Raw genomic sequence first — 22321 nt, 5'->3', positions numbered from 1 at the left:
GAGCCACCTTTTTTATTGCGCGCAGAATCAGACTTTCGTGTTTAGTACAGTTCAGTGCGGCTGAGCTTAAATACTGCCATGCTTTCTGCCAGCAGTTGCGCCTGCTCTTCCAGAGAACGCGTTGCCGCCGTTGCCTGCTCGACTAACGCGGCGTTCTGCTGTGCGACCTGATCCATCTGGGTGATCGCCACATTCACCTGCTCAATGCCGTGTGTTTGCTCGGTAGTAGCGATGGAGATTTCACGCATCAGACTGGTCACGCGCGTCACTTCGCTGGAGATTTCCAGCATCGTCGCGGCGGCAGATTTCACCATGTTCGATCCTTCCGACACCCGGCTTTCCGAATCCCCAATCAGCTCTTTAATCTCTTTGGCCGATTGCGCGCTGCGCTGTGCCAGATTGCGGACTTCGCCCGCGACGACGGCAAAACCGCGCCCTTGCTCACCGGCTCGCGCGGCCTCTACCGCAGCGTTCAGCGCCAGAATATTAGTCTGGAAGGCAATGCCGTCGATCACTGTAATAATGTCGCCGATACGCTTCGAACTGTCGGTAATCCCCTGCATTTTGTCCATCACCTGATTGACCACCTGACTGCCTTTGTCGGCGATAGATGAAACGCTTTGCGCCAGCTGGTTGGCCTGTTCGGAGTTTGCAGCGTTCATGCGTACCGTTGAAGTCAGCTGTTCCATACTCGCTGCTGTTTCCTCGAGCGAAGCGGCAGACTCTTCCGTGCGCTGCGCCAGATGCACGTTCCCGGCGGCCAGCTCGCGGGAGCCGACATCAATCTGATTTCCTGCATCGCGGACACGCCCCACCGACAGCACCAGTGAATCTTGCATTTGTTTCATCGCTTTCAGCAGGCGGCCCATCTCATTGTTATGAGAATCGTCGATGTCGTGGGTCAGATCGCCTTTGGCAATGTATTCCAGCTGAGCGATGGAAAACGTCAGCGGATGCATGATCAGTTTTTGCAACGCAAACCACGCCAGTATCGCAATCGTAAGTGCGACGATGAAAGCCACAGCGATAATGGTCAGCTGAATACGTGCCTGCGCACGTGCCTGCTCAATGCGTTGATTGGTGTTATCCACCGCATAGGCACGAAAATCGGTCAGCGCTTTGTCGTAGGCATTGCTGTACGGCGTGATTTTGTTTTCAAGCACATCGTAATAGCTGTCAGCACTTTGCGACTGGAGAGCCTGAAGAACGGGAATAAGCCCATTGGCTTTGTAAGCCTCGTAGGTTTTTTTCACCGCGGCCGATAAATCTCTGCCACGCTGGGTTTCGTCCTCAATGCTGACGAATTTCGCCAGATCGGTATCCGCCTGTTTTATGTAACCGGCGATGCGATCGGACGTTGCTTTCGCATCGTCCATCATGCCGATTTCCAACTGACGAACGGCGACTCCGCTGGCGACGCGGGTTCGTAATGAGTAACTGTAGCTGTCAGCCAGCGAGCCTAATTCCTCGCCCTGAAGCTGATTAATCTCTTGCAGTGATGTGGCACTTTGCCTGATGGCATTGGCGCCCAGCACGCTCACCAGCAATAAAATCAGGGTCATAAACACTAACAGGCCGATCAGACCGGCCTTTACGCTCAGCTTATTCAACATACGGTGTTATCCAGTGATTCAGGTGAAAAGGAGAAATGCATATCGTGGTAGGGGTCAGGTTTAGCCTGACTTTTATTTGAATAGAGTTATCGGCAATTGGCTGAAATACTTGATAAGAAAAGCAAAAACAGGCAGTTACACGGTGAAAACGCGCAGGCGTGAATTTTACTGCCAGAAGGTCAGTTTTTGCGGCTGCGCAACAGCAGGTCGTGCCGGAAAATACGGAAGCGACATTCGGAGAAAAGGACGGGAATTCACGGGAGACTTGGCTATAATGTGCGGCACTCTATTCCTGGTTCAATTGAAGGAAACCAACCATGAGCTTACTGAATGTACCTGCTGGCAAAGACATGCCAGAAGATATCTACGTCGTTATCGAAATCCCGGCAAATGCTGATCCGATCAAATACGAAGTAGATAAAGACACCGGCGCACTGTTCGTAGACCGTTTCATGTCTACCGCAATGTTCTACCCGTGCAACTACGGTTACATCAACCACACTCTGTCTCTGGATGGCGACCCGGTTGACGTTCTGGTGCCAACGCCATACCCACTGCAACCGGGTTCTGTGATCCGTTGCCGTCCGGTTGGTATGTTGAAAATGACCGACGAAGCGGGCGAAGATGCGAAACTGGTTGCTGTTCCGCACACTAAACTGAGCAAAGAATACGATCACATCAAAGATGTGAACGACCTGCCAGAACTGCTGCGCGGCCAGATCACTCACTTCTTCGAGCAATACAAAGCGCTGGAAAAAGGGAAATGGGTGAAAGTTGACGGTTGGGCTGATGCTGCTGCCGCGAAAGAAGAGATCGTGGCTTCTTTCGAACGTGCTAAAAACAAGTAATTGATCCTGTAAATCATCGCTTGCTCTGCACGAAAAAAAACACCGCCAGATGGCGGTGTTTTTTTATGTATTACGCGTTGATACACAACGTTTATTTTTCGACGACCTTGCTCAAATCACTCACTACACCGCGTCGTTACGTTTCACCCAGTCACCACCTTCTATTCTCGGCACACCATCCAGTGAGCGAATGTAGAGGTAAATCCAGGCGCTGCCGTACGGCGTCGAAATCAGCTCGCGACGATAATCTTTCGTATTACTTTTCAGTTCATCCAGCTCGGCTAAGATAGACGAGGTTATGCGGTACACTTCGCAATAGACCTTCCCTTCCCCTGGAATGACAGCAGGATAGTGCCCCAGATTATAAAGCGCATACCCTTCCAGCTCATGGTCACCCAACCATTGAGCGTTCGTCATCCAATGACTGTTGCCTTGCTTGCGTCGCAGACTACCGTAAACAATTATTCGCATGTTTATATTCGTATAGTAAAAGTCACATGAATTAGAACTCAAACTGATAGAGTAAATCCAATGCCTGATCGATGCCCGATACCGCCTGCAGATAAAGCTTCGGCATCAACCTATAGCGTAAAGTGAGTGTTGCCAGTGAGTCGAAGATCCCGACGCCATATTTCACCTGTAAACCCGGTAAAACATAGCCACTGACCACCACCTGGGAGCTGTCTCCCACGCCCTGAGTATCCAGTGCCAGATTGCTGACACCAAACGCCTCGCCGATTTTACCCACAAGTTTACCACTTTGTGCAACCCCCAACCCGATAAGTGCTGAGGTCATTGCGCCGCTATCGCCGCCAGAATTGTCTAATCCCTGCCCGCGAAGCAGGTAGGACAAGGCTTCTTGCTGTGACATCGCCGGATCCGAGAATATTTCAAGTTTCGGCGAATCAGCCTCGCCGGTGACCCGTAAACCCGCCACAACGTCATTTTCGGTCGCATCCGGATTACGGATCGCTTCCAGATTCAGCAGCGGCTGGTCCGCCGGGCCGGAGAATAACAGCTGGCCTTTACGTACGATCAGATCCTGTCCGTACGCGTGGAAACGGCCAGAAGGAATATTGATTTGGCCGTTCAGACCAAGACCGCGGCTGTCCTGTGCGACTTTCAACGCGCCTTCAAGACGGGCTTTCAGGCCGAACGCATCCAGACGCACATCCTTGCCAATATTCACCATCAGATTGCTGTTGATCGGGATTGAGGCCGTTGCCGGTTTGATCGGCTGACGCTGATCGTTGAGCATCACTTCGTCGGACGATACGCCGACCGCGCTTTCCGGCAGCTCCTGCACCGTAATACGCGCCCACGGAATATCGACGGAGCCGTTCAGCGAGAAGAGCTGCGGCGTGGCGTCGAACACCAGATCCGGTGAGACGTCCAGACGCACCATCGGCGGCACGGAAACCCGCACGCGATCGCCGCGCGCCGCGATCCGGGCACGCCAGGCATTCAGCTCGCTCCAGTCAGCGTTGCCGTTAAGCTCCAGCTGGCCGTGCGCGGTTTTGATCACCCCTTCCATCAGCGATGACATACCGTTGAAATTAATGTTGATATTGGCGTCGGTGATATCGAACGGCATGAACTGACCGTCGAAATCGACTCCGCTCAGCGCCAGCTTGCCGAAGACCTGCGGCTTCTGCGCGTCGCCGCCCAGTCGCAGATTGGCGTTGAGAATACCAGAGGCTTTCTCGCCGTCCATCAGTGCCGGTTGCAACAGCGCCATCGAGATGCGGGTGATATTGACGTTACCGCTGAGATTGCGTTTGCCCTGCGGATCGGCAATCTGAATGTTGCCATCCAGCTGGCCGTTGTTGGCGATGCGGATCAGCCAGTCGAGCGTCGCGCGTCCATTGTTCAGCCCGGCATTCAAATTCAGCGTATCAAATGCAATGGGCAGCGGACTCCCCTGCACCAGTTGCTGCACCTTCACGCCTTTACCGACAAGCGAAACGCTGGCCTGCGGCAATCCGCCGTCGGCTTTCCAGCTCACGTCAGCCTTGCCGCTGAAGACACCGCTGAGCCGCGTATCATCGGTCAGGAAGGGTTTGACCATCGCCAGATCAAAGCGGTTGAGCACCACGCTCGCCTGCCCGCTGGCACCGGCATCAATGGTTTTCGGGACGCACAGACTGGCGTTCGGATTTTGCCAGCAGTGCGGGCCGACGGTGATGCGTTGCTCTTTGTTGAAATAATCCAGCGCGATAGACCGGTTAAGACGCCATTCGCCGACCGGCGTATCGAACAATGTATTGGTGATGTTACCTTTCCATTCTTCTGTCGCGCGGTCAAAACTGCCGCTCAGCGCCAAACGCCCGGAGACCGGTTTGCCATCGACCTTGAGCGTCAGCTGATGCTGCTTCTCGTTGCCTTTGGCGTCCAGATTGATATCAGTGATATTCAGCGCATCCTGTTTAAGCTGCTGAATGCGTACCGCAAGATTGCCCTGAATCTGGTCGGTGGAACTGACGTCACCTTTTACATCCACACGACGGATGGTCAGCGCCTGCCATTTCAGACCGGTCGCCGTCAGGTCAGCCAGCAACTTCGGCGCCTTAAGGTCCCCGCGCAGTTGCAGCATCCCTTTCGCCACGCCGCCCAGCCCCGGCAGTGCGCCGTCGAGGTGCGGCGCATCGACTTTGGCGTCCAGATCCCAGGTATCGCTGAGTTTGCCTTTCACATCCAGATTATTGCGGCCCAGTTCAAGATGCAGCTGCGGAATATCCCACTGCCCGTAACTGTTCCCGCGCAAATTGCCCTGCGCTTTGACGGCGTTTTGTTTGACGTTGCCGTTCAGCTCCAGTACCGGCACCTGTACCTGCCAGGTGCCGCCGTAGAGGCTGCCGCGTGTGGCGATTTTGCCCTGCAATTTCGCAGGCCAGTCCGGCCATTGTTTGGCGGTGTTAATACCGGTCAGCTTCAGTTCGCTGTTCCAGCTAATGGCTTTACTCCAGTCCACCACGCCGGTCAGGTCTGTATTCCCCTCCAGCGCCGCCAGACGCAGCAGCGTCAGCCTGAACTGCTCAACGTTACCCTTACCGTCCAGCGTCAACGTGGCAGGCGGTATCTGGTCGCCTTTAAAATCGGAGCGCAGGGACAGCGCATAATCCGTCGCTTTACCGCTGAAGTTCAGTTTGAAGTTTTTGACCTGATACTGCGGCGTACCGGCCAGCGGCCACTGTAAGGCGTCGCTGCTGAGTTTGAGTTCAACGGGTAAACCGGCCTCCGCCAGCTGAGTTTGCAGCGCCAGCTGCGCACGCACCGGGCCGGAAAGATTCAGGCCGACGTCCAGTTTGTCGCGCAGACCGCCCGCGACCTTGAGTTTGATCTTTTCACCTTTGACCGGATCGACGTTCACGGCGGTATTGATGGTCATGTCCACCGGCCAGTTTTGATTCAGCGTCGCCTGCCCGATCCCGTCCAGCGAGCCCTGCGGCGAACGGATCATCAATTTATCGAGCTTAACAAGCTGATCCTGGGTACTGGCTTTCAGTTCGAAGCGGGTGATCAGCACGTCGGTATCGCCGGTCAGGCGTAAGTTTTCAGCAGTGATTTGCTGAATATCCAGATCGACCGGCAACCGGAAATCAGGTAACTCAGGCAGCAGTGGTTTGGCGAACAACTCCTGCAACGTCTCACCCAGTGGCTTCTCTGGCACTACGGCAACAGGTTCGGCCGGTTTGCCGGTGGCTTTCTCCACCGCTTTATCCTGTGCAGCCTGCACCAAATCCGGTAACGGGTTGACCGGTGTTTTCGGCAGTGCGATCAGTAATCCGCCGATTTGGGTTGGCATCAGCTGAATTGCGCGCCCTTCCCAATGCGCGCCGGTGCGAAACGACGCCAGAGAAATCGCGCGGTCATCCAGCGTCACGTTGATATTCTCGAGCGTCAGCACGCGCAGCGTAATCGGATACGGCGTGCTGAGGTTGGTCAGCGGCTCGCTGTTTTCGGGTTCCGGTTGCGGCTGTGCGGGCGTCATCTCTTTGGTGTTCACCACCACATTGACGTCTTTGACCCGCAGCGCATTGACGCACAGCGCACTGTTTTTTAGGCAGGAGAAATCGACAGAGAGATGAAACTCTCCGGCTTTCACATCCACACCCGGCATTTCGTAGTGCACGCCTTTGAGCGTCAGATCACGCCATCCGCCTTCGGTACTGGCGATATTCAGCCCCGGTACAAAACGGTTAGCGCCGTTGATCATCAGATGCAGGCCGGTTTGCGTACCGACCAGGAAGGCCACCAGGCCGATTAGCAGCACCAGGAAGATCAGGAATCCCAGGCAGATTTTCTTAAATAAACTCATAATTCCGGACCTAAACCGATGTAAAACTGCAATCCATGCTCATCTTTGTCGCCGACAGGTGCGGCGACATCCAGTTTCACCGGGCCGATCGGTGAAGCCCAGCGCACACCCACACCGGCGCCGGTTTTGAAATCGTTTTGCGTGATGTCATTCACCGCTTCGCCGGAATCGACGAACACCGCGCCCCACCATTTTCCGGTCACGTTGTACTGATATTCCAGCGAGCCGGTACCCAGATAGGACGCACCGGTGAGTTTGCCTTCATCGTCGCGCGGAGAAATGGATTTGTATTTGTAGCCGCGAATACTGCGATCGCCACCGGCGAAGAAGCGCAAGGACGGCGGCACACGTTCGAAATCATTAGTTTCGATCCAGCCCAGATTGCCGCGCAGGACAAACCGGTGTTTGTCTTCCAGCGTGCGGATCCAGACGTTCTGCGCCTGAACGACGGCGAAATCGACGTCAGACCCCCAGGTCGTATCGGAGACATCCAGAGAATACCGTTGGGAATCCCCCCAGGTCGGCATCAGGCCGCCACGCTGACGCGTACGGTTGAGGCTGACGCCCGGATAAAGCAGCATCGTGGTGTTGGTGACACTGCCCTGTGTAAAGTGGTCAAGGCTCCAGCGCAGATTCACCGCGTGCTGCCAGCCACTGGAGAGATCCCAGTAGCGCGCCAGATTGACGGTGGTGGAATCTGAATTGGTATCGTTGAGGTCTTCGCGCTTGAAACCGCCCTGCACTAAATAATATTGCTCGAGCGGGGATTTCAGCAGCGGAATTTTATAACTCAGATCTAAAGACTGTTCCGGACCGGAAAGCGTGGTCGAGGTTTCAAAGCTGTGGCCGCGATCGTTGACCCACGGCTTTTTCCAGTTGGCCGTGACGCGCGGGCCAATGTCTGTGGAATACCCGACACCGGTTTCGATAGTATTTTCGGTACGCGGTGACACCAGCGCATTCAGCGGCAAGGTTTTACTGGCTTTGGCATCGGTAAAATCAGGTGAAACCACGACGGAGTTGAACCAGCCGGTGGCAGACAGGCGGCGGTTCAGCTCAGCCAGCTGCGCGGAGGTGTAGTAATCACCCTTGTGGAACGGCACCAGATTTTGCAGGTAATCATCGCGGATCTGCGAACCCTGATAATGCACGTCGCCAAAGCGGTAACGCTCGCCGCTGTCAAACTGGATATCCCAGAACGCTTTATGTTCATCTTCGATGACGCCCAGCTGGCTTTTCAGCATGTTGGCGTCAAAGTATCCTTTGCGCAGTGCCACACCGGTAAGGGAACTTTTAAAGTGTTCGTAGGTGCCATGGTTCAGAATGGTGCCCACGGCAGGAACCTGCGTTTCTTTCAGTTTTTCGAATTCGTTATCTTTATCTGCCTGCCCGGTGATAACCACTGTCGTCCCGGCAATTTTGACCGGTGTACCCGGCGTCACTTTTGCAATCAGTACCGGACGTCCCGGCGGGGGTGTCTCACGGTAATCGAAATCGATCGTCGGCGAATAATAGCCCAGCGGCCGCAGACCTTGCTCAATGGCGGCGCTGACGCGCGCACGAAACCGACCCGTCGCCCCGACTTCATCGCTTTCGATAGAAGACAAACGCACGCGAACGTTTTTTTCCAAATCGCCATCCAGGCCTTCCAGCTGCAAACGTACTTTCGCTGCCATGGAAAGTGAGGGGGCGAGCAGTACACATAACAAACCCAGTTCACGATATCGTGGCACACGCACTCCTGCTAATTTTGCTGTCCTGTTAAAATTTCAGATGCCCGCCGGAGAAAATCTGCCCATCTTTGGCAGATTCAGCTTTTAATGTCTGATGAAGGCAGTTTAGTGCCAATCCAGTGAAAATGTTCAACGACGGCGCAACGTTCCCCGTATTGTGTGCAAAGACGCAATCAGATACAACTAAGAGTGACCCGTTGGTCATTAATCTCTGTTACTAATTTTGTTCACTAATGCAACAAATGGAGTCTCCCGTGGTGCAACTTTCCGACAAAACGCATGTAGTAAATCAAGAAGATGCGTTACCTGGCCGTACAACACCGATGCCAGTGGCAACGACTCACGCCGTGAATGGTCATTCGATGACGTATGTTCCTGACAATATGGAAGTCGCGGTTTTTGCGATGGGATGCTTCTGGGGCGTAGAGCGCCTCTTCTGGCAACTGGAAGGTGTTCATAGTACGGCAGCCGGTTACAGCGGCGGTTTCACCCCGAACCCGACTTACCGTGAAGTCTGCACCGGCCAGACCGGCCATGCGGAAGTGGTGCGCGTGGTCTTTGATCCTTCGGTTATCAGCTATGCCAGGCTGTTGCAGATTTTCTGGGAGAATCATGACCCGGCACAAGGCATGCGTCAGGGCGGCGATATCGGCACACAGTATCGTTCGGCGTTATATGTGCTGAGCGCAGAGCAACAGGATCAGGCGCTGGCCAGTCTGGCGAGTTTCCAGCAGGCGATGGACGACGCGAACGACAAACGCACCATCACCACTGAAATCAGCGAAGCCCTGCCGTTCTATTATGCAGAAGACGATCATCAGCAATATCTGTTTAAAAATCCGGAAGGTTACTGCGGTTTAGGCGGAATTGGCGTCTGTTTGCCACCGCAATAATGCGGGATTTTTAAGCGCTGGCGGCGGTCTCAGTGCTGCTGCTATACTATGCGGGTCACAAATGTGGCCCATTAAAACTATTTCTGGCAATTATCTTTGTTTTTTTCATCCTTAATGCTTCTTTCTTCTGAACCGACTTTTAATCAGAGATTAAAATGACGTTGAGCTGAGTCATCAATAAGCAGCAAAAATAATGAGTGCCTTTCCCTGCCGGTTCACACCGGTGTTAAACGGATAGATTATGTTAAACAGTATTTTACTGATTCTTTTACTTATCGCGATCAGTGCCTTTTTCTCGCTTTCAGAGATATCGCTGGCCGCTTCCCGTAAGATAAAACTTAAACAGTTGGCAGACGAAGGAAACGTCAATGCCTCCCGCGTAATGAAACTACAGGAAACCCCTGGCCTGTTCTTCACCGTGGTACAGATTGGCCTGAATGCCGTCGCCATCCTCGGTGGTATTGTCGGCGATGCCGCATTCTCCCCAGCGTTCCAGTCCTTCTTTATTCGTTTCATGTCGCCAGAAATGGCGGATCAAATCAGCTTTATCTGCTCCTTCGTGCTGGTCACCAGTCTGTTTATTCTGTTCGCTGACCTCACTCCGAAGCGCATCGGTATGATTTCACCTGAATCGGTTGCGGTCCGTATAGTCAACCCGATGCGTTTCTGCCTGTTGGTGTGCCGCCCGATGGTGTGGTTCTTCAACGGAATGGCGAACATGATTTTTCGCCTGTTCAAATTGCCGATGGTGCGTAACGACGACATCACCTCTGACGACATTTATGCCGTCGTGGAAGCTGGCGCGTTGGCCGGGGTGTTGCGTAAGCAGGAACATGAGCTGATTGAAAACGTGTTCGAGCTGGAATCACGCACCGTGCCGTCATCGATGACTTCGCGTGAGAGCGTCATTTTCTTCGATCTGCGCGAAAGCGAAGAGAGCATTAAAGAGAAGATTTCGACGCATCCGCACTCAAAATTCCTGGTCTGTGACGGTCATATTGATCAGGTCGTGGGCTACGTGGATTCGAAAGACTTACTGAACCGCGTGCTGGGCAATCAGAGTTTAATGCTGAGCAGCGGCGTACAGATCCGCAACGCCCTGATCGTGCCGGATACCCTGACGCTGTCCGAAGCGCTGGAAAGCTTTAAAGCCGCCGGAGAAGACTTCGCGGTGATCCTCAACGAATACGCGCTGGTGGTCGGCATTATCACGCTCAACGACGTGATGACGACGCTGATGGGCGATTTAGTGGGTCAGGGCATGGAAGAGCAGATTGTGGCGCGTGACGAGCATTCCTGGCTGATTGAAGGCGGTACGCCGATCGAAGATGTGATGCGCGTGCTGCATATCGAAGCGTTCCCGCAGGCGGGTAACTATGAAACCATCGGCGGTTTCATGATGTTCATGCTGCGTAAAATCCCTAAGCGTACGGATTTTGTGAAATTCTCCGGCTATAAATTTGAAGTGGTCGATATCGACAGCTACAAGATTGATCAGCTGCTGGTGACCCGCATTGTCGATCAGCCCGTTGCGCCTCTGCTGCCGAAGACGCCGCAGGAAATCAAAGACGAGAAGAAAGCGCAGGCGCAGTCATAACGGTGTAACCGTGCACTTTCCGAATGCCAGAAACACGAACGGCCCCTTTCAGAGGGGCCGTTTTTTTTGCGCCTGCTGCGCCAGGTGGGCATCAGCGACTACGCGCGGGGCGTTTAACCCATTTCTGTCTGCAAATGCGTAACCTGACGGTTAACTTCAGACATCACGCTAAAGTGGCGCTTATCACGAACCTTTGGCAGCAGAATTTTGCCTTGGTCAAACTCAAAAGCGCCGACGTCTTTGATATACAAACGTCCACGGAACAATGTCTTGACGTACTTCGCGACTTTCATCGGATTGTAACGCTGGAAGATTCTCATTTTTCTACTTTTCTCCGTTAAATCACTGCATGCGCCGGCCACGTCGCAAGGCGACAGATACCGGAACAGAAAAAGGAACAATTGCAGTGATGAGACATATAACATAGCAGGGCACTCAGGTATTGCCAGTGTATTTAACTGCTTTTACATTGCTTTTCAGTATTGTCTTAATCCCTGACACTGGATGGCAGTATAACCCTGCTTTATGTGTCAATTTTGTAACCAGCAACACAAATTTAACAACTCAACAGGACAGACCACTTAAGCGATCCTATGCTTGGCGAGTCTGCCCTTTTGTGCCCCGGAGAATGTATGCTTCTAAGAAGTCTGTGTGTGATCAGTTTTATGACATTTTCGCTTTTTGCATCGGCCCATAACTTCACCCTCGGCCAGCGCGTGGCACCCGTCGGCGTCGATGACAAAGGCGAACTGAACGACGTCAACGACACGTTCAGCTACACCAAATGGAACAGCGCCAGACTGCCGGGAAAAGTGCGTATCGTGCAGCATATGGCGGGAAGAAGCAGTGCTAAAGCACTGAATGAACCCCTGATTGAAGCCATCAAGGCGGCGAATTTACCGCATGATCGTTACCAGACGACGACCATCGTCAACATTGACGATGCCATTATCGGCACCAGTCTGTTCGTGCGTAAAAGCATTGAAAGCGGCAAGCGGGAATTCCCGTGGTCGCAGATCATTGTCGACAGCAATGGCGTGGTGAAAAAGGCGTGGCAGCTGCAGCCGGAAAGCTCGGCGGTGGCGGTGCTGGATAAAAACGGCGTAATTAAATTCGCCAAAGATGGGCAGCTTTCACCGCAGGAAGTGCAGCAGGTGATTACGCTGGTGGATCATCTGGTCAAAGAATAGTGGCATAAAAAATCCCGGCTTTAACGCCGGGATTTGCATTTTTCAGGCAGGGTTTAGAACAACGAAACCCGAAAACCCGGATTGAGGAAGGATTCACGCGGCGTATACAGCAAGGTCTGCCCGGTCCAGTCATTCACCTTGGCACCCGCAGCAATCGCTACCGCATGCCCGGCACCGGTATCCCAAATATTGGTCGGCCCGAAGCGCGGATAAAGCTGTGCAGAACCTTCTGCCACCAGACAGAATTTCAGCGAAGAACCTACGGCAATCGTCTGATGTTCACCGAGTTGCGCCAGATAATCTTTCAGTTCCTGATCGTTGTCATAATGCGAACGGCTCACCACCACCAACGGCGGATGCGCTTCACTGACGTTAATCTGACGGCGCTCACCCTGATCTTCTTTCCAGGCTTTGCCTTCCGCCGCGCTGTACATCACTTTGGTCACCGGCACATACACCACCCCCAGCACCGGCACGCCATCTTCGATAAGCGCAATATTCACCGTGAATTCGCCATTACGCTTGAGGAACTCTTTGGTGCCATCCAGCGGATCGACCAGCCAGTACCGCGTCCAGCCCTGACGCTCGCTCCAGCTTTGCGGATCTTCCTCCGACAACATCGGCGTCTGTGGATCCAGTTTTTGCAGACCGGCTTTGATCACGTCATGCGCGGCAATATCTGCTGCGGTCACCGGTGAATCATCTTTTTTCTGACGGGCGTCGAGCGGCTGTTCGCCGTCATACACCGCCATAATGGCATCGCCTGCATCGCGCGCCAGCTGACAAATTTGCTCTAACATTTTCACCCTCGATGCATTCACTCTCATTGTTCAAGCCTAGTTTTTTTTGTCCGTAATAGCCATCCCGGAATGTTATCAGCCTGTCACTTACGCCGCGTCACGCCGTCATAAAGGTGTTACATCTCACATTTATTTATGACAACTGATTACATTCTCAGCGAATTTTGAGATACATATCCGGTTTTTCTATTCCGGGCATCGCCCTTTCTCTGGAGGCAAGGCAATGAATAAGCGTCATCTGACGTTATCCCTGTTGGCAACGCTGGTCGCATTACCGGCGTACGCGTCACAGGTGGATCTGCGCATCATGGAAACCACGGATCTGCACAGCAACATGATGGACTTCGACTATTACAAAGATAAACCGACCGAGAAATTTGGACTGGTGCGCACCGCCAGCCTGATCCACGCGGCGCGTAACGAAGTAACTAACTCCGTCCTCGTCGACAATGGCGATATCATTCAGGGCAGTCCGCTGGGCGATTACATGGCGGCGAAAGGACTGAAAAAGGGCGATGTGCATCCGGTGTATCTGGCGATGAATACGCTCGATTATGCCGTCGGCAACCTGGGCAATCACGAATTCAACTACGGGCTGGATTATCTGAAGAAAGCGCTGGCGGGGGCGAAATTCCCCTATGTGAATGCCAACGTCATCGACGATAAAACCGGTAAACCGTTGTTTACGCCGTTCCTCATCACCGATAACGCTGTAAAAGACCGCGAGGGTAAAACCCATAATCTGCGCATCGGCTATATCGGTTTTGTACCGCCGCAAATCATGGTCTGGGACAAGGCCAACCTGCAAGGCAAAGTGACCGTTGCGGACATCACCGAGACCGCCAAAAAGTGGATCCCGGAAATGCGCAAACAGGGTGCTGACATCATTATCGCCATTCCGCACTCCGGCCTGTCCGGTGATCCCTATAAAACTATGGCGGAAAACTCAGTCTATTATCTGAGCGAAGTGAAAGGCATCGACGCCATCATGTTCGGCCATGCCCACGCGGTCTTCCCGAGCGAAGAATTTGCCAGCATCAAAGGCGCGGACATCAAACAGGGCACCCTGAATGGCATTCCAGCCGTGATGCCCGGCATGTGGGGCGATCATCTGGGCGTGGTCGATATGGTGCTGAATAACGACAACGGCAGCTGGAAAGTTGAAACGGCCAAAGCCGAAGCACGGTCTATTTACGACAAAGAGCAGAAGAAATCGCTGGCACCGGAAGACCAGGATCTGGTGAAAGTGCTCGCGCCGTCCCATGACGCAACGCGCGAATTCGTCAGTAAACCGATCGGGAAATCGACCGATAACATGTACAGCTATCTGGCGCTGGTGCAGGACGATCCTACGGTGCAGATTGTTAACAATGCGCAGAAAGCCTATACCGAACACTTCATTCAGGGCGATCCGGATCTCGCGGGCCTGCCGGTGCTGTCGGCGGCGGCACCGTTTAAAGTCGGCGGACGTAAAAACGATCCGGCCAGTTTTGTCGAAGTGGAAAAAGGCGATCTGACGTTCCGTAACGCGGCGGATTTGTATCTTTATCCGAATACGCTGGTGGTCATGAAAGTCAGCGGCCAGGAAGTGAAAGACTGGCTGGAATGCTCAGCCGGTCAGTTCAATCAAATAGATGTAAACAGCACCAAACCGCAGTCGCTGATCAACTGGGAAGGTTTCCGCACCTATAACTTCGACGTGATCGACGGCGTGAACTATCAGATTGATGTCAGCCAGCCGGCGAAGTACGACGGTGAATGTACGCTCATCAACAAAGATGCCGAACGTATTAAAAACCTGACCTATAACGGTAAGCCGATTGATCTGAAAGCCACCTTCCTGGTCGCGACCAATAACTACCGTGCGTACGGTGGGAAATTCGCTGGCACTGGCGACAAGCATATCGCCTTTGCGTCGCCGGATGAAAACCGTTCCGTGGTCGCGGCATATATCAGCGCTGAAACTAAAAAGCACGGCGCAGTGACGCCAACTGCCGATAACAACTGGAAACTTGCGCCTGTTAAGGCTTCGCAACCGCTGGATATTCGCTTCGAAACTTCACCGGGTGACAAAGCGGCGGCCTTTATTAAATCTCACGCTCAGTATCCGCTAACGGCTAAAGGAACGGATGCCATCGGCTTTGAAATTTATCAGGTCGATTTGCAGAAATAAGCCCCTTCTCCAACGCCCCGTCCGGGGCGTTTTTTTTTCCTGTACTTCCTTTGAGCTATAGCTTCGCTTTAAACATGTATTTATAATGCATGTTATAAGATTTCATCATTTAACGAGGCTTCATCATGGACTATCGCGACCAACCCCTTGGTGCTCTGGCAGTTGCCATTCCCCGCGCCACCCGTTTATTTCGTCAATACGATCTGGATTTCTGCTGCGGGGGCAAACAAACTTTGCTGCGCGCCGTGACCAAAAAGGATCTGGATATCGATCTTATCGAGCAACAACTGGCTGAAATTGCTCAGCAGCCGGATACCTCGGCAGACTGGAAAGCGGCGCCGCTGGCGCAAATTATCGATTTCATCATCCCGCGCTATCACGACAGGCACCGTCAGGATCTACCTGAACTGGTACTGATGGCAGAAAAAGTCGAACGCGTTCACGGCGATAAAGCGCCCTGCCCGCACGGTCTGGCGGTCCAGTTGCAAATGATCCTCGACGAACTGACCAGCCATATGATGAAGGAGGAGCAGATTTTGTTCCCGATGATCCGCGACGGAATGGGACGTCAGGCGGCCGGTCCGATATCTGTCATGGAACGTGAGCATGATGATGCGGGTGAGATCCTCGAAGAGATCAAACGCCTGACCGATAACGTGACCCCGCCAGAAGGTGCCTGTGTGACGTGGCGTGCGCTGTATGCCGGGATCAATGAATTCATCACCGACCTGATGGAACACATCCATCTTGAAAATAACCTGTTGTTCCCGCGGGCATTGCGCGGCGAATAAACCGGCGTTGCCATAAACTGCGGACGTAAAAAAGGGCGCATTTGCGCCCTTTTCGTTTCTGTGTTCCGTCGGGAATTACAGAATTTCCAGCAGCTCAACTTCAAAGATCAGTGCGCTGTAAGGAGGGATGGACGCACCCGCGCCACGCTCGCCGTAAGCGAGGTTATGAGGGATGTACAGCTCCCACTTGGAGCCGACCGGCATCAGGGTCAGGGCTTCGATCCAGCCTGCGATCACGCCGTTAACCGGGAATTCAGCCGGTTCGCCGCGCTGCACCGAGCTGTCGAACACGGTACCGTCGATCAGTTTCCCGGTGTAATGAACGCGTACGCGATCCTGACGGCCTGGGATGGTACCTTCGCCCTGAGTAATCACAGAGAATTGCAGACCGGACTCGGTGCTGCTCACGCCTTCGCGCTGTGCGTTCTGAGCCAGGAATTCCTGACCCTGAACGGCCAGTGCTTCCTGACGTTCACGACGGACAGAGTCAGCACGTTCGTGGACTTCGCGCAGTGCACGGTGAACCACGTCTACAGGAACGGCTGGCGTGTTCCCTTCCAGCGCGTCACGTAAGCCTGCCAGCAGTGCATCAGGCTCTAAGCCCTGCAAACCTGATTCCTGCAACTGTTGACCGACCTGCAGGCCGATACCGTAACTTGCCTGCGCTTCTACGCTGTCAAATGAAGGGGTAGTCATGAATTTTCCTTAGCTCTTAAAAATGTCGAACGCGCAGCATAGCAGTGCAGAGCTTTTGGGTAAAATCCTCTCTGAGGCAACATGACGGCGGACGCAGTTCATTCCACTTTTCGATAAATTTTTCGCTTTTGTCGCCATCCAGGCCATCGTTTGAATGATATTTATGCTTTGTCCCTTTCCGCATCAAGCAGTTAAACGGCTATACTAGGCAGCAACAGACAGTCGAAAATGCGACAGTTAACAAGAGAGGTCGTCATGGGCAGAATCCCGCCCAGGAGAAGGAAAGCCATCCGTATTTATCAACCCATGTTGAGATCCTGGATTGCCATTATGAAAAGGCCAATGCGAGACACGACAGCGCAGAGTGACAGCGAAAGCGAAGAAACGACCGGGCAACCCGAGACTAACCCTTCTGCTGCCTCCAAAAGCAAAATGCTGTTGAGCAAAATCTGGCACCTGAGCGACGGCTTCCACTGGATGTCGCCACTGCCTTATGCCCATCGTCGCGGCATTATCATCAGCGTGCTGGTGATCCTTATCGCCCTGCTGTGGCCGTATACGCCGGAAAATACTTACGCTCCTTCGCAACCGCAACAGCCGACAAGCATTCCGATGCAGGCCGATTTGCGTAACGATCAGGGCCGTACCACACAGATGGCACAGCCTGAACCTGTTCAGCCACAGGCGAACGACAACAGCGCCACATGGCGCAGTTATCAGGTGCAGTCAGGTCAGACGTTGGCGCAGCTGTTCCGCGATAACAATATGGCCGTTAACGATGTGTTTTCGATGGCGCGGGTAGAAGGCGCGGAGAAACCGCTGAGTACGTTGAAAACCGGACAGGAAGTGAAGATTCAGCGCGATGCGCAAGGAGTCGTGAAAGCGTTACAGGTCACGACCGAACAGAACGTTACCGTAACGTTTGTCCGTCAGTCGGACGGCAGCTTCCAGCGCGAAAACTGATACGCCTGCCAGAGTCCCTCTCTGATAAAACATTTTCCCTGACGCAGAAATGCAAAACGCCGGCACAGGGCCGGCGTTTCAGGGTTACCTTCAGCGTTATTACGCTTCTGGAACCACAACGACATTCAGTTTAGCGAATACGTCGCTGTGTACCTGGAACTCAACTTCGTGTTCACCAGTGGTACGCAGAACGCCATTCGGCAAACGAACTTCGCTTTTTGCAACTTCAACGCCAGCTGCAGTCACTGCATCAGCAATATCGCGAGTACCGATAGAGCCGAACAGTTTGCCTTCGTCGCCTGATTTAGACGCGATGGTGACTGAACCCAGTTCGTTGATTTTAGTTGCACGAGCTTCAGCAGCGTTCAGAACGTCAGCCAGTTTGGCTTCCAGTTCTGCACGACGTGCTTCGAAGAACTCAACGTTTTTCTTGGTAGCAGGAACAGCTTTGCCCTGTGGTACCAGGAAGTTACGAGCGTAGCCCGCTTTAACGTTAACTTGATCACCCAGGCTGCCCAGGTTTGCTACTTTATCAAGCAGAATAACTTGCATTACCTTAACCTCTCAAAGTCGTTTATGGACAGTGGCCTATTACTGATGACGATCAGTATATGGCAACAAAGAAAGGTAGCGAGCGCGCTTGATACAACGAGCGAGCTGACGCTGGTATTTTGCACGAGTACCGGTAATACGGCTCGGGACAATTTTACCGCTTTCGGTAACGTAGTTTTTCAGCGTAGCGATATCTTTGTAATCAATCTCTACAACGCCTTCCGCGGTGAAACGGCAGAACTTGCGACGACGGAAATAACGTGCCATTAGGCTAGTCTCCAGAATCTATCAATTCAATCTGCTCGGCATGTAACACCACTTTGTTCAGTCCATTGCGCCCTTGATGGCAACTAATGAAACCAGAAACAGTGAGTTGCGTGCCGACCGTTATACTGTGAGTTAATGCTTGTGACGCTTGTCCACTGACAACCACAGGCATTCTGCACCATGTTTGTCGGTTAAATCCGGCCTCCTGCTGCTGCGAGCGATGCTCTAGCACGAACTGACAGTGAGGAATGCCCGAAGGACTGACTTTACGAATGGGGGTCTTGCACACTGTGCCGGACAACACCAGACGATTCGCCGTCACGGCAATTACTCTTCAGAATCCCCAGCTTCAGCATCATCATTAGCTTCAGCGAAATCTTCACGACGATCACGACGTTCGTCTTTCGCTTTAACCATTGGAGATGCTTCAGTTACCGCGTGTTTAGTACGCATAACCATGCTACGGATAACGGCGTCGTTGAAGCGGAAGTTTGTTTCCAGCTCATCGATCGCTTCCTGCGGGGCTTCAACGTTCAGCAGAACGTAGTGAGCTTTGTGCAGTTTGTTGATCGGGTAAGCCAGTTGACGGCGGCCCCAGTCTTCCAGACGGTGAATCTGACCAGCAGCGTTAGTGATTACTGCACTGTAACGCTCGATCATGCCCGGAACCTGTTCGCTTTGGTCAGGGTGTACCATAAATACGATTTCGTAATGACGCATAGAATTGCTCCTTACGGATTATTCAGCCTCCTGTCAGGGTCAACCGCGGCCCATGGAAGCAAGGAACGTGTTATGTGTGCGGTCGAAAAAATGACGGGGAATTATATGTACAGCCCCGCCGAAACTCAAGGAGAAAGACAGATTAATTTCTCTACAGCTTTTGCGCGAAGAATGCGGTGGCTTCTGCAAGCGCATGCACCGTCACTTTATGTTTGGCTTCGGACTCAGAAATGAACGTCAAATGGCTGTCAGCGCCGCTGCCCGCCAGTTCCTGTTGCAACCGTAAACTTTCGCCAAACGGCACCACGTCATCCTGCTCGCCATGCCAGACAAACAGAGGTTTATCGGCGATTAATGCCGCTTTTCCGGTGATATCGAGGCTCAGTAATGGCGCAGCTTCGCGCTCAAAAACTTCGCGCTGTGCGCTGTCACCGGCGGTGCAGGCCGGGAAAAGGTGATGTGATAAACGCGAGAAATAGCCCGAGCCCATCAGGTTCGCCGCCACTTTTACCCACGGGAATTTCACCAGCGCGGCCATGGTTGTCATGCCGCCCATTGATACGCCACCGACGCCAAGGCGAGCCGGGTCCGCCAGACCGCGTCCGACAAACACGTCCTTCAGCACCGCCAGTTCTTCCACGTTGTTTTGCAATATGCGCCAGAAGTGTGCCACACATTTTGCCTGGTCACTTTCGGCGCGGGCACCGTGCATGAGCGCATCGGGCAGGATCACGCGAAAACCGGCCTTCGCCAGCGTATAGCCAAAATAGGAGTAGATCTCTTTTGAGGATAAAAAGCCGTGGTAGAAAAAAATCGTCGGGAGCTGCTGCTGATATTGTCCGGCAGGCACCGCGTGGATGACCTGGATCCCTTCAATATTTTCTTCATACATCTCAACCATCTGATACCCCATTTGCGCATGCTGGAAAAGAAAGCCACCTGAGTCTGTTTTTTCATTTTACTGGCAGGAAACCGGGCGACCAGACCTTTTTCGTATGATTTATAACCGGTTATATAAAGCGTACTGAATCTGGCGGTTTTACCTTAATTCAAATTCATAGTTTCAATATTATTTCTTTGATTCAGATCAATTTTTATTGAAATAAATAGTTACATTTGATCATTAATCCTTTCCGATTTTACGCCGTTAGTGCGCTATCAAAAGCTAACGGAAAACCCCATGAAAACGGCATCAAAACGCTCATTTCGTCGATGGAGCATAGGCGCGAAACTCGCCACCATCGCCTCCCTGCTGGTCGGGACATTATTTATTATTTTCACGCTGTCACTGACCCATTCCGCCGGAAAACAGGTGAATGAACTGGCGGTGAACGCCATTTCCGAACAGGTGACCGGCGTGGTCGACATGATTGAAATGTATAACGCCAGCCTGAATGCCGAAGTGGACAGCTATACGCGGTTGTTCAGCCATTTCCTGCCAGAAAATTTTGAGCTCGATACTGCCAGTCCGGTCATGGTCGGCGAACAATCTGCGCCGGTCATCAAAGCCGGCGGTAATCCGCTGAATCTTGACAGCAAAATTCCCGACGATTTTCTGGCACGGACCGGCGCGATTTCCACCGTGTTCGCCCGCCGTGGCGACGATTTCATCCGCGTTACCACTTCCCTCAAAAAGCAGGACGGCACCCGTGCCATCGGCACGCTGCTCGATAACACCAGCCCGGCTTATACCAAAATCATGGCCGGTGATTCTTTCAGCGGGCTGGCCACGCTGTTTGGTAAAAAATACATCACCAAATATCAGCCGGTGCGTGACGCACAGGGTAGCGTGATTGGGATTCTGTTTGTCGGTGTTGATATCACCGCAGAATACGCCGATATGCGCACGAAAATCCTGTCGAAACGCATCGGCGAGCAGGGGTCTTTTTTTGTGCTCAATAGCGCACCCGGCAAGGATCTGGGGAAATATCTGGTTCATGCGACCGACGAAGGGAAAACACCGGCATGGCCGGAAGGCGTGCTGGATCAGGTGATGTCGCAGTCACGCGGCGAACGCGAGTACACCGATGCCACCCGTCAGCATCAGCAATTTATTGTGTATGCCAATGTGCCCGCCTGGCATTGGGTGGTGGTCGGCACCACGGACAAAGACAGCCTGATGGAACAAGTGACCCGCACGCGTAATCATTTCCTGATGATAAGCCTGCTGGCACTGGCGTGCTTTGCGGCGCTGTTTATCTGGCTGACGCGCAAACTGGTCAGCCGCCCGCTCAGCGACGTAGTTTATATCGCCCAGCAGTATGCCAGCGGCGATTTGCGCGCACGCGCCGAGACGCAACGCGTGGATGAGATTGGCGCACTGATGCACGCCATTGACGGCATCGGCCACGGGCTGGAGAAAATCGTCGGCGAAGTGCGTCTGGTCTCTTCTGAAATCATGCACAACACGCAGGCGCTCTCCTCAGACAGTGATCGGATCAATCAGCAGATTGGTACGCAGGCCAGCAGTCTGGAAGAAACGTCGGCCAGCATGGAGCAGATCACCGCCACGGTTCAGAACACGGCGGATAACTCCACGCAGGCGACGCAGCTGGTGCAGCAAACGGACACGGCGGCGACGGTCGGCTCCGAGGCGGTCGATCAGTCCGTTGAAAGTATGGAAGCCATCAAACACGCTTCAACGCGTATTGCGGACATCACGACGGTCATTGAAGGCATTGCCTTCCAGACCAATATTCTGGCACTGAATGCTGCCGTTGAAGCCGCCCGCGCGGGTGAGCATGGCCGTGGCTTCGCCGTGGTTGCCGCCGAAGTCCGCGCACTGGCGCAACGCAGTTCGAATGCGGTGAAAGAGATCGAAAACCTGGTGGCAGATTCCCTGAGCAAAGTGGAAGACGGCCACAAGAGCGCCGCCAAAACACAGGCAAACATGAGCAATATTCTCCAGGGGATCCGTCAGGTGAAAGTGCTGATGAGCGATATTGATATCGCCTCGCATGAGCAGTCAGCAGGTATTTCGCAGGTGAACATCGCCATTATGCAGATCGGTAAAGCGACGCAGGAGAATGCCACTCTGGTGGAAAACTCACAGCAAACGGCCGCCGCGCTGAGCGAGCAAGGGCGTCATCTTTCACAACTGGTCAGCGTATTTAAGATTTCACAACGTTAAGACGTGAGTCGCGCGGCAATAAACGCCGCGCAGACTC

20 protein-coding genes are annotated in these 22321 nt (G+C 53.2%); 8 read left to right on the top strand and 12 right to left on the bottom strand.

The genetic code is table 11. The annotated features are described in order from the left end of the window. Positions 1-41: 41 nt before the first annotated feature. A complete protein-coding gene (locus I2123_RS04365) occupies positions 42-1613 on the bottom strand; it encodes a methyl-accepting chemotaxis protein (RefSeq protein WP_213051859.1) in 1572 nt (523 codons plus the stop codon). Positions 1614-1930: 317 nt separating this feature from the next. On the opposite strand from I2123_RS04365, the gene ppa reads away from it, so the two are divergent. Then, a complete protein-coding gene (gene ppa / locus I2123_RS04360; RefSeq protein WP_112164564.1) occupies positions 1931-2461 on the top strand; it encodes an inorganic diphosphatase in 531 nt (176 codons plus the stop codon). A gap of 123 nt (positions 2462-2584) precedes the next feature. Here ppa and I2123_RS04355 read toward each other — a convergent pair whose 3' ends face one another. From I2123_RS04355 to tamA, 3 genes are read right to left on the bottom strand one after another with little or no spacing between them, the layout of a single operon-like run. Further along, positions 2585-2932 (bottom strand): gamma-glutamylcyclotransferase family protein, encoded by a 348-nt coding sequence (locus I2123_RS04355; RefSeq protein WP_112164563.1) that lies wholly within the window; start codon positions 2930-2932, stop codon positions 2585-2587. Between the two features lie 31 nt (positions 2933-2963). Further along, entirely contained in the window at positions 2964-6779 is a 3816-nt protein-coding gene (tamB, locus tag I2123_RS04350) for an autotransporter assembly complex protein TamB (protein ID WP_213051858.1), read from the bottom strand. Beyond that, positions 6776-8455, bottom strand: coding sequence for an autotransporter assembly complex protein TamA (gene tamA / locus I2123_RS04345; protein WP_274611822.1), 1680 nt, complete (start codon positions 8453-8455; stop codon positions 6776-6778). The genes tamB and tamA overlap by 4 nt, the downstream gene beginning before the upstream one ends. Positions 8456-8769: 314 nt before the next feature. Here tamA and msrA point away from each other — a divergent pair, with 314 nt between their 5' ends. Together msrA and paeA are read left to right on the top strand one after the other, a co-directional pair. Next, entirely contained in the window at positions 8770-9405 is a 636-nt protein-coding gene (gene msrA / locus I2123_RS04340; protein WP_112168341.1) for a peptide-methionine (S)-S-oxide reductase MsrA, read from the top strand. Between the two features lie 241 nt (positions 9406-9646). Beyond that, positions 9647-11002, top strand: a complete 1356-nt coding sequence (gene paeA / locus I2123_RS04335) for a polyamine export protein PaeA (protein ID WP_112168316.1) — start codon at positions 9647-9649, stop codon at positions 11000-11002. Between the two features lie 113 nt (positions 11003-11115). On the opposite strand, the gene I2123_RS04330 is transcribed toward paeA, so the two are convergent. Continuing rightward, positions 11116-11322: a DUF1107 domain-containing protein gene (locus tag I2123_RS04330; protein WP_056782464.1), complete on the bottom strand. Its 207-nt coding sequence runs from the start codon at positions 11320-11322 to the stop codon at positions 11116-11118. A 312-nt stretch (positions 11323-11634) separates the two neighbouring features. Between I2123_RS04330 and I2123_RS04325 the strand changes: the two genes are divergently transcribed. Then, complete coding sequence (locus I2123_RS04325; protein WP_213051857.1) at positions 11635-12192, top strand: YtfJ family protein; 558 nt, start codon at positions 11635-11637, stop codon at positions 12190-12192. Between the two features lie 53 nt (positions 12193-12245). Here I2123_RS04325 and cysQ read toward each other — a convergent pair whose 3' ends face one another. Continuing rightward, positions 12246-12992, bottom strand: coding sequence for a 3'(2'),5'-bisphosphate nucleotidase CysQ (gene cysQ / locus I2123_RS04320; RefSeq protein WP_112168318.1), 747 nt, complete (start codon positions 12990-12992; stop codon positions 12246-12248). Between the two features lie 223 nt (positions 12993-13215). Between cysQ and I2123_RS04315 the strand changes: the two genes are divergently transcribed. After that, the gene (locus I2123_RS04315; protein WP_213051856.1) at positions 13216-15165 is read left to right on the top strand and encodes a bifunctional 2',3'-cyclic-nucleotide 2'-phosphodiesterase/3'-nucleotidase; all 1950 of its coding nucleotides are present in this window, start codon (positions 13216-13218) and stop codon (positions 15163-15165) included. 125 nt (positions 15166-15290) lie between these two features. Beyond that, the gene (gene ytfE / locus I2123_RS04310; RefSeq protein WP_112168320.1) at positions 15291-15956 is read left to right on the top strand and encodes an iron-sulfur cluster repair protein YtfE; all 666 of its coding nucleotides are present in this window, start codon (positions 15291-15293) and stop codon (positions 15954-15956) included. 75 nt (positions 15957-16031) lie between these two features. Here the strand turns inward: ytfE and fklB are convergent, their stop codons facing one another. Beyond that, entirely contained in the window at positions 16032-16652 is a 621-nt protein-coding gene (gene fklB, locus I2123_RS04305; RefSeq protein WP_112168321.1) for a BamJ family beta-barrel-assembly machinery protein, read from the bottom strand. 255 nt (positions 16653-16907) lie between these two features. Between fklB and I2123_RS04300 the strand changes: the two genes are divergently transcribed. Next, complete coding sequence (locus I2123_RS04300) at positions 16908-17615, top strand: OapA family protein (protein ID WP_213051855.1); 708 nt, start codon at positions 16908-16910, stop codon at positions 17613-17615. 99 nt (positions 17616-17714) lie between these two features. On the opposite strand, the gene rplI is transcribed toward I2123_RS04300, so the two are convergent. The 5 genes from rplI to yjfP form a co-directional block, all read right to left on the bottom strand. Next, positions 17715-18167, bottom strand: coding sequence for a 50S ribosomal protein L9 (gene rplI, locus I2123_RS04295; RefSeq protein WP_112168323.1), 453 nt, complete (start codon positions 18165-18167; stop codon positions 17715-17717). A 39-nt stretch (positions 18168-18206) separates the two neighbouring features. Then, complete coding sequence (rpsR, locus tag I2123_RS04290) at positions 18207-18434, bottom strand: 30S ribosomal protein S18 (RefSeq protein WP_004392491.1); 228 nt, start codon at positions 18432-18434, stop codon at positions 18207-18209. Positions 18435-18438: 4 nt separating this feature from the next. Continuing rightward, positions 18439-18756: a primosomal replication protein N gene (gene priB, locus I2123_RS04285; protein WP_072158217.1), complete on the bottom strand. Its 318-nt coding sequence runs from the start codon at positions 18754-18756 to the stop codon at positions 18439-18441. A 5-nt stretch (positions 18757-18761) separates the two neighbouring features. Next, positions 18762-19154, bottom strand: a complete 393-nt coding sequence (rpsF, locus tag I2123_RS04280; RefSeq protein WP_013573776.1) for a 30S ribosomal protein S6 — start codon at positions 19152-19154, stop codon at positions 18762-18764. A gap of 151 nt (positions 19155-19305) precedes the next feature. After that, positions 19306-20055, bottom strand: coding sequence for an esterase (gene yjfP / locus I2123_RS04275; RefSeq protein WP_112168342.1), 750 nt, complete (start codon positions 20053-20055; stop codon positions 19306-19308). Positions 20056-20334: 279 nt separating this feature from the next. Between yjfP and I2123_RS04270 the strand changes: the two genes are divergently transcribed. Next, a complete protein-coding gene (locus tag I2123_RS04270; RefSeq protein ID WP_213051854.1) occupies positions 20335-22284 on the top strand; it encodes a methyl-accepting chemotaxis protein in 1950 nt (649 codons plus the stop codon). The last annotated feature ends 37 nt before the right edge of the window (positions 22285-22321 follow it).

Origin of the sequence: Rahnella inusitata (assembly GCF_018288855.1) — a bacterium.
GTDB classification, from domain to species: Bacteria; Pseudomonadota; Gammaproteobacteria; order Enterobacterales; family Enterobacteriaceae; genus Rahnella; species Rahnella inusitata.
The sequence above is the reverse complement of the archived record's forward strand: the minus strand, read 5'-3'. Positions and strand labels throughout refer to the sequence as shown.